A 14,496-nucleotide genomic window follows, 5' to 3' on the forward strand; every position below is an offset into this window, starting at 1 on the left:
GCGAGTGACGAGGGACCGGTGCGCCGGTGCCCGCCGGGCGGAACGTGCCGGACAGCGGGCGGAACGTGCCGGACAACGGGCGGAACGTTCCGGACAAGCGGCAGAGGACCGAGACACGAGGTGGAGAAGATGACGGACGAGACGGCCGCGGAGGCCGGTGCCACCGGCACGCTCGGCTACGAGCAGGCCCGTGACGAGCTGATCGAGGTGGTGCGCCGCCTGGAGACGGGCGGTACGACGCTGGAGGAGTCGCTGGCGCTCTGGGAGCGCGGCGAGGAGCTGGCCCAGGTGTGCCGGCACTGGCTGGAGGGCGCCCGGGCCAAGCTGGACGCGGCCCTGGCGGGACCGGAGGCCGGGAGCCGGGAGGACGAGGAGCAAAGCGGCGGCAACGGCTGAATCCGCGCGGCTCCCTGTGGAGCGGGTCACCCCCACCCACGGTTTAGTTGAAAATTAACCTACCTCTCCGTTACGGTGGCCGAGTCGCTCGACCCCCGTGTACGTCCGGAAGGTAATACGCACGATGTCCCTCGCTCTTGACCCCACCGCCCAGGACCTCCTCTTCCGCGAGGCCCGCACCGCCAACACCTTCTCCGACGAGCCGGTGACGGACGAGCAGGTCCAGGCGATCTACGACCTGGTCAAGTTCGGGCCCACCGCATTCAACCAGTCGCCGCTGCGCGTCGTCCTGGTCCGCTCCGAGGACGCCCGCGCCCGCCTGGTGAGCCACATGGCCGAGGGCAACCAGGCCAAGACCTCGACCGCCCCGCTGGTCGCGATCCTGGCCACCGACAACGAGTTCCACGAGGAGCTCCCGGCCCTGCTGCCGCACTTCCCGCAGGCCAAGGACGCGTTCTTCTCCGAGCGCCCGGTCCGCGAGTCGTCCGCCGCGCTGAACGGCGCCCTGCAGGCCGCGTACTTCATCATCGGCGTCCGCGCCGCCGGCCTGGCCGCGGGCCCGATGACCGGCTTCGACGCCGCGGGCATCGAGAAGGAGTTCCTGGACGGCGACCACAGCCTGCTGATGGTCGTCAACATCGGCAAGCCGGGCGAGGACGCCTGGTTCCCGCGCCTGCCGCGCCTCTCCTACGACGAGGTCATCACGACCGTCTGAGCCGCCCCCCGGCCGCACGGCCGTCCGGGTGGTCGTCGACCGCCCGCAGCGCGACGAGGCCCCGGAGCGACGCACGCTCCGGGGCCTCGTCGCGTACGCCCGCGCGCCGCGCGGGCGGGAGCCGTCAGGAGGACGGGGAGGGCGTGGGGGACGGGGCGGCGGTCTTCAGCGCGGCGGCCATCTCCGCCAGCCGCTCCGTCGACGCCGAGCCCGTGACCACCGTGGTCGAGCCCTTGTCCTGGCGCACGAGGGCGTCGTACTTGTCGCCCTCCCAGTGCTGCCACGCCTCGCCCGCGACCTGGCGCGTACGGCCGGTGTCCGCGGCCTTCTGGCTGACCTCGGTGACGTACCGCTTCGCCGGGGAGGTGGACTGCTCCACGGCGACGTACTTGCCGTCCGGGTCGAGGAAGCCCAGGTGCCAGCTGTTGCCCGCCTTGCGGTCGTAGCTGACCGAGGTGGCCTTCCAGCCGCCGGTCAGCCCGTCCGGGGCGGCCACCGGGTACGGCGCCGCGCGCCGCGCCGTCAGGAGCTCCACCCGGTAGTCGACGGCCGGGACCGGATCGGCGTTCTTGTCCTGCGGAATGAAGATGTAGACACTGCCCGCGACGGCGGTGATGACCGCCATCGACAGGAACATGTCCCGCGCCGTCTGCTTGCCTCGCTTGCTAGCCACGGACCCATGGTCGCATTGCGCCCGGCGGACTCGAGCGGGGGGCGGCGGCCGACAACGAGCGCTCAAAAGTGACCCGGTCTGCTCATTTTGTCGACCTGACGATAGAGTCACAGCACCCTCTTCCGGTCGTCGCCGTACAGAAAGGTGCGCTCCGATGCCCGAGCATCATCTGCCGTCTCCGCTGGAGGTCTCCCCCGAGGCCCCCGACCGCAACCTCGCCCTGGAGCTGGTCAGGGTCACCGAGGCCGCCGCCATGGCGGCCGGGCGCTGGGTGGGCCGCGGCGACAAGATCGGCGCGGACGGCGCCGCCGTGAAGGCCATGCGGACCCTCGTCTCCACCGTCTCGATGAACGGCGTCGTCGTCATCGGCGAGGGCGAGAAGGACGAAGCCCCCATGCTGTTCAACGGCGAGCGCGTCGGCGACGGTACCGGCCCCGAGGTCGACATCGCCGTGGACCCGATCGACGGCACCACCCTGAACGCCAAGGGCATGCCGAACGCGATCGCCGTGCTGGCCGCCGCCGACCGCGGCGCCATGTTCGACCCCTCGGCCGTCTTCTACATGGACAAGCTGGTCACCGGCCCCGAGGCCGCCGACTTCGTCGACATCAACGCCCCCGTCTCGGTGAACATCCGCCGGGTCGCCCGGGCGAAGAACTCCGCCCCCGAGGACGTCACGGTCGTCGTGCTCGACCGCCCGCGCCACGAGGGCATCGTCAAGGAGATCCGCGAGACCGGCGCCCGCATCAAGTTCATCTCCGACGGCGACGTCGCGGGCTCGATCATGGCGGCCCGCGAGGGCACCGGCGTCGACCTGCTGATGGGCATCGGCGGCACGCCCGAGGGCATCATCTCGGCCTGCGCCATAAAGTGCCTCGGCGGCGTCATCCAGGGCAAGCTCTGGCCGAAGGACGAGGCCGAGCGGCAGCGCGCCCTGGACGCCGGGCACGACCTGGACCGGGTGCTGTCCACCAACGACCTGGTCAGCGGCGACAACGTGTTCTTCGCCGCGACCGGCATCACCGACGGCGAGCTGATGCGCGGGGTGCGGTACCGGGCGGAGACGGCCACCACCGAGTCCATCGTGATGCGCTCCAAGTCCGGCACGATTCGGCGGATCGACTCCACGCACCGGCTCTCGAAGCTGCGCGCCTACAGCGCCGTCGGCTTCGACCGCGCGCAGTAGGAGCCGCCCTCGAGGACGCCTCTCCGGAGCGGGTCCCCGGGCACGGCCACGCGAAGAGGCGCCCCCCGTGTGCGGTGGGGGCGCCTCTTCGCGTGGGTGGCCGCGCCACCGGGCCGTCGTCGGGCCGGTGCGCGCGGAGGCCGGACCGCGGCGGCGTGCGCGCGGCCCGGTCGGGCGGTCAGCCGGCCGCGGCGATCCGGCCCGTGGCCCCGGCCGACGCCGACGACGCCTTGAGCTCCATCTCGCGCCGTCTGCGCCGGGCGAGCACCACACGGCGCTCGGCGGCGGTGAGCCCGCCCCAGACCCCGTAGGGCTCCGGCTGTATGAGCGCGTGCTCCTGGCACTCGATCATCACGGGGCAGCGCGCGCAGACCCGCTTGGCGGACTCCTCACGCGCGAGTCTGGCGGCCGTCGGCTCCTTCGACGGGGCGAAGAACAGCCCGGCCTCGTCCCGGCGGCACACCGCCTCCGAGTGCCAGGGGCCGGCCTGGTCCTCCCGCGCGGGGGCGCGCTGGGCAGGCACGGCGGCTACCTGCAGGGGCTGATGCGGCAGTTGCAGCACGGTCCACTCCTGACGACGGCTTCGCGAGCGAGAGACGATGCAGCATTCCCTACCCCCTGTGCGCACGCCCATGCACTGAGTGGCGCCCCGCACCCGGGGTCGAATTGCGGCGCCCCGGGAATTGGCTTGTTCTCGAAGTTTGACGAAGGTTCGCAAACATTCGCGAAGATTCGCGGGGACCCACCGGAACCCATGGGGATTCACGGAGATTCACGCGGGTTCGAGAAGTCCCACGGAGGTCCGGAAGGCCCGCCCGGGAACGCCCTGGGCCCGCCGAAAGCCCTCGCGGGAGTTCGCCACGGCATTCCGGGACCGCCGGAAGAAGGCGGGGCGAACCCCCGGGGAGCCACCGAGAGCCGCCCGGCGCGCCCCCTCGTACCGTCGCGGACCAGCTCCGACGCGGATGCCGGTACGACCGGTCAGCCGAGGCGCTTGCGCAGCCGGTCCTGGAGATCCGCGATGAACTTGCCGCGCTTGGGCTTCGCCTCGACGCTGCCGAACACGGAATATCCGTTGATGACGACGACCGGCGCCTCGGGGTCGCCGGATTCCAGCGTGGCGACCTCGAAATTACCGAAGACGCCCGCACCACCGCCGCGCAGCGAGATGTTCTCGGGAACCCTGATGTCGACGCTCCCGAAGACGGACGTCGCATTGATGACCGTCAGTCTCTGACCGAAAAGTGCCTCGGTCAGATCGATCTCCACGCTGCCGAAGAGCGCGAAGGCGTTCGTCCGGGCGCCGACCCGCCAGCGGCCCTTGCGGGTCGATCCGCTGAAGATCGCCACCAGGTTGTCGGCCGGACCCTCGGGCCCCTGCGCCTCCTGCGTGCCGGGGGCGGCGGGCACGGCGGAGCGGACCGCGCCCGGGGCGCCCGGCAGGTCCCGCACCAGCGGTTCCAGTTCCCCGACGGTCTTGGCCCGGTAGACGGCGTCGACCCGCTCGGCGTGCTCGTCGGCGGTGAGCCGGCCCTCGGCCATGGCTTCCCGCAGGATGTCCGCGATCCGGTCCCGGTCCGCGTCGGAGGCACGGATGCCGACCGGCGCCACCGGCTGCTGAGGCTGCTTCTCTAGGTCCACCGGACCAGCCTACCCAAACGCGATAGATCGCGACTAGGGTGCGGGTCGCCCGGCGTGCCGGACCAGCCGTGTCCACCGCCCCGTCCGGCACACCCGCCACCCCGGACGCACGGGGCACATCCGGCGACTGAGCCTTACCTCACAGCTTCGCCCCGCCCGCGGCGCTCTACCCTGGTGGATGCGCTGCCCGAGGGAGGTCAGCCACCGTCTGCCGAGTGAGGAATGGCCGTAATGCCAGAGTTTGCGTACTCCGATCTGCTCCCGCTGGGAGAGGACACCACGCCGTACCGCCTGGTGACCTCCGAGGGTGTCTCCACCTTCGAGGCCGACGGCCGTACGTTCCTCAAGGTCGCCCCGGAGGCGCTGCGCACCCTGGCCGCCGAGGCCATGCACGACATCTCGCACTACCTGCGCCCCGCCCACCTGGCGCAGCTGCGGCGGATCGTGGACGACCCCGAGGCGTCGTCCAACGACAAGTTCGTCGCGCTCGACCTCCTGAAGAACGCGAACATCGCCGCGGCCGGCGTGCTGCCGATGTGCCAGGACACCGGCACCGCGATCGTGATGGGCAAGCGCGGCCAGAACGTGCTGACCGAGGGCGGTGACGAGGAGGCCCTGTCGCACGGCATCTTCGACGCGTACACCAAGCTCAACCTCCGCTACTCGCAGATGGCCCCGCTCACCATGTGGGAGGAGAAGAACACCGGCTCGAACCTCCCCGCGCAGATCGAGCTGTACGCCACCGACGGCGGCGCGTACAAGTTCCTCTTCATGGCGAAGGGCGGCGGCTCGGCCAACAAGTCGTTCCTCTTCCAGGAGACGAAGGCCGTACTGAACGAGGCCTCCATGATGAAGTTCCTGGAGGAGAAGATCCGTTCGCTGGGTACGGCCGCCTGCCCGCCGTACCACCTGGCGATCGTCGTCGGCGGTACGTCGGCCGAGTTCGCGCTGAAGACCGCGAAGTACGCCTCCGCGCACTACCTGGACGAGCTGCCCGCCGAGGGCTCCCCCACCGGTCACGGCTTCCGGGACAAGGAGCTGGAGGAGAAGGTCTTCGAGCTGACGCAGAAGATCGGCATCGGCGCCCAGTTCGGCGGCAAGTACTTCTGCCACGACGTGCGCGTGGTCCGGCTCCCCCGGCACGGCGCCTCGCTGCCGGTGGCGATCGCGGTGTCCTGCTCGGCGGACCGCCAGGCCGTCGCGAAGATCACCGCCGAGGGCGTCTTCCTGGAGCAGCTGGAGAAGGACCCGGCGCGCTTCCTGCCGGACACCACCGACGAGCACCTGGACGAGTCGGGCGACGTCGTGAAGATCGACCTCAACCGGCCGATGGACGAGGTGCTGGCCGAGCTGACCAAGTACCCGGTCAAGACCCGGCTCTCGCTGACCGGTCCGCTGGTCGTGGCCCGCGACATCGCGCACGCCAAGATCAAGGAGCGGCTGGACGCGGGCGAGGAGATGCCGCAGTACCTGAAGGACCACCCGGTCTACTACGCGGGCCCGGCGAAGACGCCCGAGGGGTACGCCTCCGGTTCCTTCGGCCCGACGACGGCGGGCCGGATGGACAGCTACGTCGCCCAGTTCCAGGCGGCGGGCGGCTCCAAGGTGATGCTGGCCAAGGGCAACCGGTCGAAGCAGGTCACCGACGCGTGCGACGCGCACGGCGGCTTCTACCTGGGCTCGATCGGCGGTCCGGCCGCGCGCCTCGCGCAGGACTGCATCAAGAAGGTCGAGGTCGTCGAGTACGAGGAGCTCGGCATGGAGGCGGTCTGGAAGATCGAGGTCGAGGACTTCCCCGCGTTCATCGTCGTCGACGACAAGGGCAACGACTTCTTCACCGAGCCCGCCCCGGCCCCGACGTTCACCAGCATCCCGGTCCGCGGCCCGGGCCTCGCCTGATCCGTACGCCGGTCGGCCCCCTGGTACGTGTTTGCGCGTACCAGGGGGCCTTCCCATGTCAATGCAATTGCCTTAGCGCCGCGGCCCACGTGACACCCCGACCAGCGGGGTGTCGATCCTGATCTGCTTGGATGCGCGGGTGACTGACCAGACCCTGTCCTCGTGCCCTTGTGTGCTGTGCGATCCCGCCGCCTCGGCGACCCTCCCGGCTCGTCGGCAGCAGGAGAAGTACTGGTCCCGAGAGATGGCGAACGTCCGTGAGCATGGCTGGCACGTCGTGGGTGTCGGCGGTGGGGACATCCCGGACTGGTCCTTCACCGTTGGCCTGTGGCATTCCTATCGGATCCCAGAGGTCGCCATGTTCGGTCTGGAGCTTCAAGGGCTGATGCACTGGGTCAATGCCGGGGCCGCCGAGCTGCGTGATGGGGCTGCGACAGAGCCCGGCACGCTGCTCTCAGGTGTCATCGAGGGGTACGAGATCCAGGTCCAACCGGTGGACGTCAGCTGGCACCGTCCTCTGCTGGGCACGGCTGTCGGCTTCTATTGCCGAGCCACGGTCCCCGTCGTCCAGCTCGTCTGGCCCGACCGGGATCACCGCTGGCCGTCGGACGAGCAGGCCAACCCGGGCTGCCGCGCGCAGCCCAGTTTGTGGCTTCCGGTCGACGAGCACCCGACCGGCGTCTGGACCGAGGAGGCAGCCGAGCAGTGAGCGGATGCAAGCGGACGGGGCGGGCGTAGGTGCCTACTGCGGTGACGGGGCTCGGTTTCCCCTGAGCACCGGTCTTCCGGCTCGACGGTTGCTCTTCGGCTTCGTGGTCTGGTTGTGGGCCCAGCGGCCGGGCTGGACCGTGTCCCGTCTGGCCCGGGTCCTCAGGACGGGCCAGCGGTTCGGCTTCTTGATCGCGCGTGGGCAGTCCCGGCTGCGCCGGGCCGGCAGGAGGCGTGCACGTGCCTCCCACCCGGCCTCGGTGAAGGAGCGGGTGAGTTTGGTGGCGGTCGCTCCGAGCTGGGACGGGATGCTGCGGCGGACGATGCGTACGCACTTCAAGTAGGAGACACGGTCGGTGTCCACGGCCGGCCGGGCAAGTGCGGCTGTGTGGGCGAACTGGCGGATCGCGTGGTGGACCGCGAGGTAGGCCCACAGTTCCTGCCGGACGCCCTCCGGTGTCCGCGTCCTGATCGGGCCGCCTGGCCCGAGGTGGTTCTTGATCTCGTCGAAGGCGAGCTCGATCTCCCAGCGTTCCCGGTAGAGCGCGACCAGCTCAGCGGCCGGGTACTGCTCGGGTCCAGCAGCGTCGTGCCCAGGTAGGCGACCTTGTCGCCCTTGGCGAAGGTGATGACCCGGTAGATCACGTGCTTGGGCAGCGTTCGGCCTTCTCGCGCGGCTCGGAGCCGGACGTCCTTTCCCGGTCGCGCCAGCGACAGATACGAGCCATCCGGAAGTTGTTCCTGGGCGGTGCCGAGATGGTTGGACTGGAGCCTGAGCAGCAGATCCGCGCCCGCTGCGGTGAAGACGTGGGCGAACTCGACCGACCAGAAGCCGCGGTCGGCGATGACCAGGTCACCGGGACCGGTGGAGCCGGCCAGCGGGTAGGCGAGGCTGCGTTCTCCGTCGCGGTAGCCGCCGAGGCGGGCGTCGAGGACGCCGTGCGTTCCGATCTCGGCGAGGACCACCGCCCTGACCTGGGGGAAGCCGAAAGGGACGCCGCCGGTGGTGGAGGGGCCGTCGAAGGTGTCGCCGTTGCTCGTCGAATCCGGAAGATCGAACTGGGTGCCGTCCAGGGCGAGGAGCCGCAGTCCCCGCCACCACGCGCCGGGCGTGGCCGGGGTGGCGAGCGGGCCGGCCACTTGGCGGAACACGGTCTCCAGCACGTCCTCGCCGAGGCGGGCGCGGGCCCGGCACAACGACGACCGGTTCACCCGCGTGAGGGCCCGGCTGCCCGGGATGCCGCTGGTCAGCACCCGCAGCACCTCCTCGTACGACTCCCGGGCGAACAGACACAGCGCCAGGACGAAGTACACGACCAGCCGCGCCGGAAGGAGGCGGCGCCGCTGCTCGGCCCGGCCGTGCTTGGCTATCGCCGCGTCGACCAGCTCAGCGGTGAACACCTTCGTCAGGATCCCGATCCGCACCCGCTGCCCTGCGCCCCACCCCGTCACACGCGGGGCAACGATCCCCGCGACCCAAAGGCAACTGCATTGGCCTTCCCATGTCCCCGGGCAGGTTCCAGGAGGCGCGCGGCGGGCGCGCCGTAGCCGCTCCGCGCGCCCGGAGCCGCCCCCGGCCGGGGTGGAGCGGCGACCGGGCCGTACAGCGTTATCCGGCCAATTCCGCGGAGGTCGTCGCGGTGCCGGACGCCCCTCGTGTCCGGCCGGGTGGTGCCGGTGGGCCGCCGTGCGCACGGAGCCCGGCGGATCCCCGCGGTGGACCGGCACCACCGCTTTCCCGCACCGGCGTGCGCGACGGACTTGCGCCGCACCGAGCCGCTTTGGTGGGTTGTCCGGCGATCCCGAAGCGCTCCCACCGCCTCCGGGCGCCACCCGTACCGCACCGCCCCCGGCGGCCTCGCGCGGTACACCCTCCCCTCGCCACGTCGAACACCGGAAAGGCGGACGCCGCATGACGCCGCTTCCCCACCGCAGTCACAGCGACGACCTGCTGGACTTCATCGGTGCCAGCCCGTCCCCGTACCACGCGGTGGCCAGTGCCGCCCGGCGTCTGGAGAAGGCCGGGTTCCGCGAACTGCGCGGCACGGACGACTGGACGGGCACGACCGGCGGCGCCTTCCACATCCGCGACGGCGCGCTGATCGCCTGGTACGTCCCCGAGGGCGCCCCGGCGCACACCCCGTTCCGGATCGTCGGCTCGCACACCGACTCCCCGAACCTGCGGGTCAAGCCCGTCCCGGACACCGGTGGCGCGGGCTGGCGGCAGGTGGGCGTGGAGATCTACGGCGGTGTCCCGCTGAACACCTGGCTCGACCGCGACCTCGGCATCTCCGGGCGGCTCGCGCTGCGCGGGGAGGGCGGGGCGGTGGAGACCCGGCTCGTCCGGATCGACGAGCCGCTGTTCCGGGTGCCGCAGCTCGCCATCCATCTGGACCACTCGGTCAACGACGGGCTGGCGCTGGACCCGCAGCGCCACCTCGCCCCGGTGTGGTCGCTCGGCACGGCCGAGAGGGGCGCGCTGATCCGCCGAGTGGCGGCGGCCGCCGGGGCGGAGCCCGGCCGGGTGCTCGGCTGGGACCTGATGCTGCACGACGTCCAGCCGCCCGGGTACCTGGGCGCGGAACGGGAGTTCGTGGTGGCGTCGCGGCTGGACAACCTGGTCTCCGTGCACGCCGGGGTGGTGGCCCTGACGGCCGCGGCGGACGCCGTCGACGCGCCGGTGTGCGTTCCCGTCCTGGCCGCCTTCGACCACGAGGAGGTCGGCAGCGGTTCGGCGACCGGGGCGCACGGGCCGCTCCTGGAGCGGGTGCTGAGCCGCTCGGTGACCGCCCGGGGCGGCTCCCCGGAGGACTGGTCCCGGGCCCTTTCCGGCTCCTTCTGCGTCTCCGCCGACATGTCCCACGCGGTGCACCCGAACTACGCGGAGCGGCACGACCCGGAGCACCGTCCGCTGCCCAACGGCGGCCCCTCCCTGAAGGTCAACGTCAACCAGCGGTACGCGACCGACGGCACCGGCATGGCGGTGTTCGCCTCGGCCTGCGAGCGGGCGGGCGTGCCGTGGCAGCCGTTCGTCTCCAACAACGCGATGCCGTGCGGTACGTCGATCGGCCCGATCACCGCGGCCCGGCTCGGGGTGCCGACGGTCGACGTGGGGGTGCCGGGGCTCTCCATGCACTCGGCCCGTGAGCTGTGCGGGGCGGCGGACCCGGGCCACTTGGCGGCCGCGCTGGGCGCGTTCGTCACCTCCGGCTGAGGCCCGGACGCCCGGAGGGGCGGGGCGGCTCCCCGGCCGCCCTGCCCCTCCGTCGTGCGTCCTCGTGCGCTTACGCGAACCGCTGCTGCGCGCCCCCGTCGCAGGGCTGGAGCCTCAGCGGGTCCTTGGCTCCGGCCAGCGTCAGGCAGAGCCCCGTGGAGGCCGCCGGGCGCAGGGTGGCCCCGTTCTTGACGAACTGCTGGTTGGCTGCGCCGGAGCAGTTGTACAGGATGAGCGTGGCTCCGGCCTTGTAGTCGGCGCCCGGCACGTCCAGGCACCGGTCGTGGCTCAGCTCCGTGCGCAGGTTCTTCGTGCCGGAGTCGTACCACCAGCCCTGGTTGCGGCCGCCGTGGCAGTCCCAGCCGCCGACCTTGGTGTCGTTGCGGGTGACCGAGGCGGGGGCGTCCAGGCAGGTGCCGGTGGCCTCGTTCTTCACGGGCTTGAACAGGTCGTCCCAGGCCCCGGCCTGGAGGACCGGCTTCCCGGTGCTGGCCGGGTCGGCGCAGCTCGCCTCGCGCAGGCCGGAGTTGTAGACCTGGGTGAGGCAGGACGCGAACGCGCCGTGGCCCCGCTCGTTCGGGTGGTAGGACTGCCGCAGCGAGTTGGAGTCCGGCGGGAAGTGGCCGAGGTCGATGTAGAGGCCGCGGGCGAAGGTGTCCTCGCTGCACACCTCGTGCCCGTGGAAGAGCCGGGAGTTGTCGAGGTAGACGGCGCCGGTGTCCGCGGCGGCCTTGCGCATACCGCGTTCGAAGGTCGGGACGGCGACGTTGCGGCCCCAGGCGGCGTCGGAGTCGTATCCGGCGCAGCCGCCGGGGAGCTTGCCGGGGAAGGCGGGGTTGTCGTAGAAGTCCGGGCCGATCGGGCTCGGGTAGCCCATGACCACGAGCTTGTAGTCACCGGAGGCGTACCCCGCGTCGGACATGACGGTCTTCAGGTCGCGCACGGTCTTCTCGACCTTGGGGACGAGTCCGTCGACGCGCGCCTGCCAGCCGCCGTCGTACTTCGGCTCGCAGGTGCCCTGGGAGAGCACCCAGCGGGTGACGCAGTCGGTCATGACCGGCCCGAACTGGAGGTCGTCGTTGGCGCCCGCGACCAGCACGATCATCTTGATCCGGGTGTTGCGCGCCTTGATCGCGAGGTTGTCGCTCTGCACCAGCTCGTCGGCGTACTGCTTGGAGCCGCCGATCACGATGTTGCCGGTGTACGCGCCGGAGCAGGAGACGTTGTACGTGACGTCCGCCGGGATGCCGGTGCGGTGGATCGCGGAGTCGGGCGAGCGGTGGCACCAGTTGTCGGGGCCGTTGGTGCCGGCCTCGTAGTTGCCGACGCCCTCGCCGGAGATCTCGCTGTCGCCGAGCGAGATCAGCCCGGTCTTGCGCTGGGCCATCGGCCGTTCGGCGGAGTCGCCGTACAGCTTGGTGGCCTCGGCGGCGCGGATCGCCTCCAGTTCGGGCGGGAGGGGGGTGGACGCGGTGGTGCGGGCGGTGGCCCCGTCCGCCGCGTTCGCCGCCGGGCCGGTGGCGAAGGCCGTGCCGCCGAGCGCCGCCGCGATGGCCGCGGCGGCCGCGACCGTACAGCGGAGTCTGTGCCTGGTGTGCCTCATGGTGCCTCCCCGGGTTGTGGTTACCCCCGGTATTTACTGGCCGGTAGCTGTCTTGGGAATAGAAAGAACAAGACAAGTGCTCAACTTTTTCAGGAGGTTCAAGGAGATGAACGAGATGAACGGGTCGTCGACCGGCTCCGCGTCCCCCGGCGACGGGGCGGATTTCCGCGTCGAGCACGACTCGATGGGCGAGGTCAGGGTGCCCGCGGCCGCCAAGTGGCGCGCCCAGACCCAGCGCGCGGTGGAGAACTTCCCGATCTCCGGTCAGCGCCTGGAGCGGGCCCACATCGAGGCGCTGGCCCGGATCAAGGCCGCCGCCGCGAAGGTGAACGCGGAACTGGGGGTGGTGGACCCGGAGACCGCCGCGGCCATCGAATCGGCCGCCGCCGAGGTCGCCGAGGGCCGCTGGGACGAGCACTTCCCGGTCGACGTCTTCCAGACCGGCTCGGGCACCTCGTCCAACATGAACACCAACGAGGTGCTGGCCACCCTCGCCACCGAACGGCTGGGCCGCGAGGTCCACCCCAACGACCACGTCAACGCCTCGCAGTCGTCCAACGACGTCTTCCCCTCCTCCATCCACATCGCGGCCACGGCGGCCGTCACCCGCGAGCTGATCCCGGCGCTGGATCACCTGGCTTCCTCCCTCGAACGGAAGTCCAGCGAGTTCGCCCCGGTGGTCAAGGCGGGGCGCACCCATCTGATGGACGCCACGCCCGTGACGCTCGGCCAGGAGTTCGGCGGCTACGCGGCGCAGATCCGGTACGGGGTCGAGCGGCTGCGCGCCTCGCTCCCCCGCCTCGCCGAACTGCCGCTGGGCGGCACGGCCGTCGGCACCGGCATCAACACGCCGCCCGGCTTCTCCGCCGCCGTCATCTCCGAGGTGGCCCGCGCCACCGGGCTGCCGCTGACCGAGGCCCGCAACCACTTCGAGGCACAGGGCGCGCGGGACGGCCTGGTCGAGACCTCGGGCCAGCTCCGCACGATCGCCGGCTCGCTCACCAAGATCGCCAACGATCTGCGCTGGATGTCCTCCGGCCCGCGCACCGGCCTCGCCGAGATCAACCTGCCCGACCTCCAGCCCGGCTCCTCGATCATGCCGGGCAAGGTCAACCCGGTCGTCCCGGAGGCCGTGCTGATGGTGGCCGCCCAGGTGACGGGGAACGACGCGACGGTCGCCGCCGCCGGCGCGGCGGGCAACTTCGAGCTGAACGTGATGCTCCCGGTCATCGCCAAGAACCTGCTGGAGTCGGTGCGCCTGCTGGCCAACGCCTCCCGCCTGCTGGCCGACCGCACCGTCGACGGCATCACCGCCAACCCCGAACGGGCCCGCGAGTACGCCGAGTCCTCCCCCTCCGTCGTCACCCCGCTGAACAAGTACATCGGCTACGAGGAGGCCGCGAAGGTCGCCAAGAAGTCCCTCGCCCAGCGCCGCACCATCCGCGAGGTGGTCCTGGAGTCCGGCTACGTCGACCGGGGCGACCTCACCCTGGAACAGCTCGACGAGGCCCTCGACGTCCTGCGCATGACCCGGCCGTGACCCGCACCGCTGCCCGGGCGGGCCGGGCAGCCCTAAGATCCGGCCATGGCAGGTACCGGAGAGAGTGAGCGCTGGGCGCCGGGCGAGCAGATCCTGTGGCGCTACCGCCGCAACGGCGCGTCGGTGGAGGGCGGTGCGCCGGGGCGGTGGGGCGGGGACATCCACATCTGCCGTCCGGTCACCGTGGTGCAGGACACCCCCGAACTGCTGGCGGTCTGGGTGGCGCCGGGCACCGAGTGCGTGAAGCCGGTGCTGGCGGACGGGCGGGACGTGCACGCCGAACCGCTCGCCACCCGCTACACCGCCCCGCGCACCACGGCCCGCTCGCCCTGGCTGGGCAACGGGGTGCTGAAGCTGGCCCGGCCCGGGGACCCCTGGTCGGTCTGGCTGTTCTGGGAGCCGGCCTGGCGGTTCCGGAGCTGGTACGTGAACCTGGAGGAGCCGCACACCCGTTGGCAGGGCGGCGTCGACTCCGAGGATCATTTTCTCGACATCTCCGTCTACCCGGACCACAGCTGGGTCTGGCGCGACGAGGACGAGTTCGCCATGGCGCAGCGGGCCGGACTGATGGCTCCCGAGACGGCGCGCCGGGTGCGTGAGGCGGGGCGGGCGGCCGTCCGGCTGATCGAGGGCTGGGGCGCCCCGTTCCGGGACGGCTGGGAGCGCTGGCGACCCGATCCACAATGGCGGGTTCCCGCACTGCCGGATGACTGGGACCGCACCCCTTCGGCCATGCCGTCGTGAGACCCTTGGTGCATCCCGAGGGGGCAAACGTAGGATCGTCCTCCGGGGAGCCGCACCGCTCCGACCGGGAGGCGCGGCACCGCACCTGACCACAAGTCACCGCACGAGCACCACGCACTGCATGAGCTGTGAGCTGTACGAGCCGCATCAGGCGTACGCATCGTATGAACCACTTCG

The 14,496-nt window shown here is 71.5% G+C and carries 13 protein-coding genes and 1 pseudogene; 8 read left to right on the top strand and 6 right to left on the bottom strand.

Annotation, left to right across the window (positions count from 1 at the left end; all coding sequences use genetic code 11):
• The first annotated feature begins 129 nt into the window (after positions 1–129).
• Both ACF08W_RS29710 and ACF08W_RS29715 read left to right on the top strand, forming a co-directional pair.
• The gene (locus ACF08W_RS29710; RefSeq protein WP_392281156.1) at positions 130–396 is read left to right on the top strand and encodes an exodeoxyribonuclease VII small subunit; all 267 of its coding nucleotides are present in this window, start codon (positions 130–132) and stop codon (positions 394–396) included.
• A gap of 124 nt (positions 397–520) precedes the next feature.
• Entirely contained in the window at positions 521–1,111 is a 591-nt protein-coding gene (locus tag ACF08W_RS29715) for a malonic semialdehyde reductase (RefSeq protein WP_385214219.1), read from the top strand.
• 124 nt (positions 1,112–1,235) lie between these two features.
• Here the strand turns inward: ACF08W_RS29715 and ACF08W_RS29720 are convergent, their stop codons facing one another.
• Positions 1,236–1,784 (bottom strand): DUF4245 domain-containing protein, encoded by a 549-nt coding sequence (locus tag ACF08W_RS29720; RefSeq protein ID WP_352273341.1) that lies wholly within the window; start codon positions 1,782–1,784, stop codon positions 1,236–1,238.
• A 154-nt stretch (positions 1,785–1,938) separates the two neighbouring features.
• Between ACF08W_RS29720 and glpX the strand changes: the two genes are divergently transcribed.
• Positions 1,939–2,970: a class II fructose-bisphosphatase gene (gene glpX / locus ACF08W_RS29725; protein ID WP_352273342.1), complete on the top strand. Its 1,032-nt coding sequence runs from the start codon at positions 1,939–1,941 to the stop codon at positions 2,968–2,970.
• 178 nt (positions 2,971–3,148) lie between these two features.
• On the opposite strand, the gene ACF08W_RS29730 is transcribed toward glpX, so the two are convergent.
• Positions 3,149–3,532, bottom strand: a complete 384-nt coding sequence (locus tag ACF08W_RS29730) for a WhiB family transcriptional regulator (protein WP_366295475.1) — start codon at positions 3,530–3,532, stop codon at positions 3,149–3,151.
• 419 nt (positions 3,533–3,951) lie between these two features.
• A complete protein-coding gene (locus ACF08W_RS29735; RefSeq protein WP_385214224.1) occupies positions 3,952–4,611 on the bottom strand; it encodes a DUF1707 domain-containing protein in 660 nt (219 codons plus the stop codon).
• 231 nt (positions 4,612–4,842) lie between these two features.
• Here ACF08W_RS29735 and ACF08W_RS29740 point away from each other — a divergent pair, with 231 nt between their 5' ends.
• Together ACF08W_RS29740 and ACF08W_RS29745 are read left to right on the top strand one after the other, a co-directional pair.
• Positions 4,843–6,510, top strand: coding sequence for a fumarate hydratase (locus tag ACF08W_RS29740; protein ID WP_352273345.1), 1,668 nt, complete (start codon positions 4,843–4,845; stop codon positions 6,508–6,510).
• A gap of 109 nt (positions 6,511–6,619) precedes the next feature.
• On the top strand, positions 6,620–7,219 hold the full coding sequence (locus ACF08W_RS29745; protein ID WP_392281157.1) for a DUF4262 domain-containing protein: 600 nt from the start codon (positions 6,620–6,622) through the stop codon (positions 7,217–7,219).
• A 33-nt stretch (positions 7,220–7,252) separates the two neighbouring features.
• On the opposite strand, the gene ACF08W_RS29750 is transcribed toward ACF08W_RS29745, so the two are convergent.
• Together ACF08W_RS29750 and ACF08W_RS29755 are read right to left on the bottom strand one after the other, a co-directional pair.
• Positions 7,253–7,771: a transposase gene (locus tag ACF08W_RS29750; protein ID WP_392281166.1), complete on the bottom strand. Its 519-nt coding sequence runs from the start codon at positions 7,769–7,771 to the stop codon at positions 7,253–7,255.
• Between the two features lie 29 nt (positions 7,772–7,800).
• Positions 7,801–9,132: pseudogene (locus ACF08W_RS29755) on the bottom strand (IS4 family transposase); the annotation flags it as partial.
• Here ACF08W_RS29755 and ACF08W_RS29760 point away from each other — a divergent pair.
• Positions 9,131–10,432 (top strand): M18 family aminopeptidase, encoded by a 1,302-nt coding sequence (locus tag ACF08W_RS29760; protein ID WP_392281158.1) that lies wholly within the window; start codon positions 9,131–9,133, stop codon positions 10,430–10,432. The pseudogene ACF08W_RS29755 and the gene ACF08W_RS29760 overlap by 2 nt on opposite strands.
• A 70-nt stretch (positions 10,433–10,502) precedes the next feature.
• Here ACF08W_RS29760 and ACF08W_RS29765 read toward each other — a convergent pair whose 3' ends face one another.
• On the bottom strand, positions 10,503–12,035 hold the full coding sequence (locus ACF08W_RS29765) for a ricin-type beta-trefoil lectin domain protein (RefSeq protein WP_392281159.1): 1,533 nt from the start codon (positions 12,033–12,035) through the stop codon (positions 10,503–10,505).
• Positions 12,036–12,150: 115 nt separating this feature from the next.
• Between ACF08W_RS29765 and ACF08W_RS29770 the strand changes: the two genes are divergently transcribed.
• Both ACF08W_RS29770 and ACF08W_RS29775 read left to right on the top strand, forming a co-directional pair.
• Positions 12,151–13,575 (top strand): class II fumarate hydratase, encoded by a 1,425-nt coding sequence (locus tag ACF08W_RS29770; protein WP_392281167.1) that lies wholly within the window; start codon positions 12,151–12,153, stop codon positions 13,573–13,575.
• Positions 13,576–13,620: 45 nt separating this feature from the next.
• Positions 13,621–14,319 (top strand): DUF402 domain-containing protein, encoded by a 699-nt coding sequence (locus ACF08W_RS29775; protein ID WP_392281160.1) that lies wholly within the window; start codon positions 13,621–13,623, stop codon positions 14,317–14,319.
• Positions 14,320–14,496 lie beyond the last annotated feature (177 nt).

This window comes from Streptomyces sp. NPDC015144 (assembly GCF_043079735.1).
GTDB lineage: Bacteria > Actinomycetota > Actinomycetes > Streptomycetales > Streptomycetaceae > Streptomyces.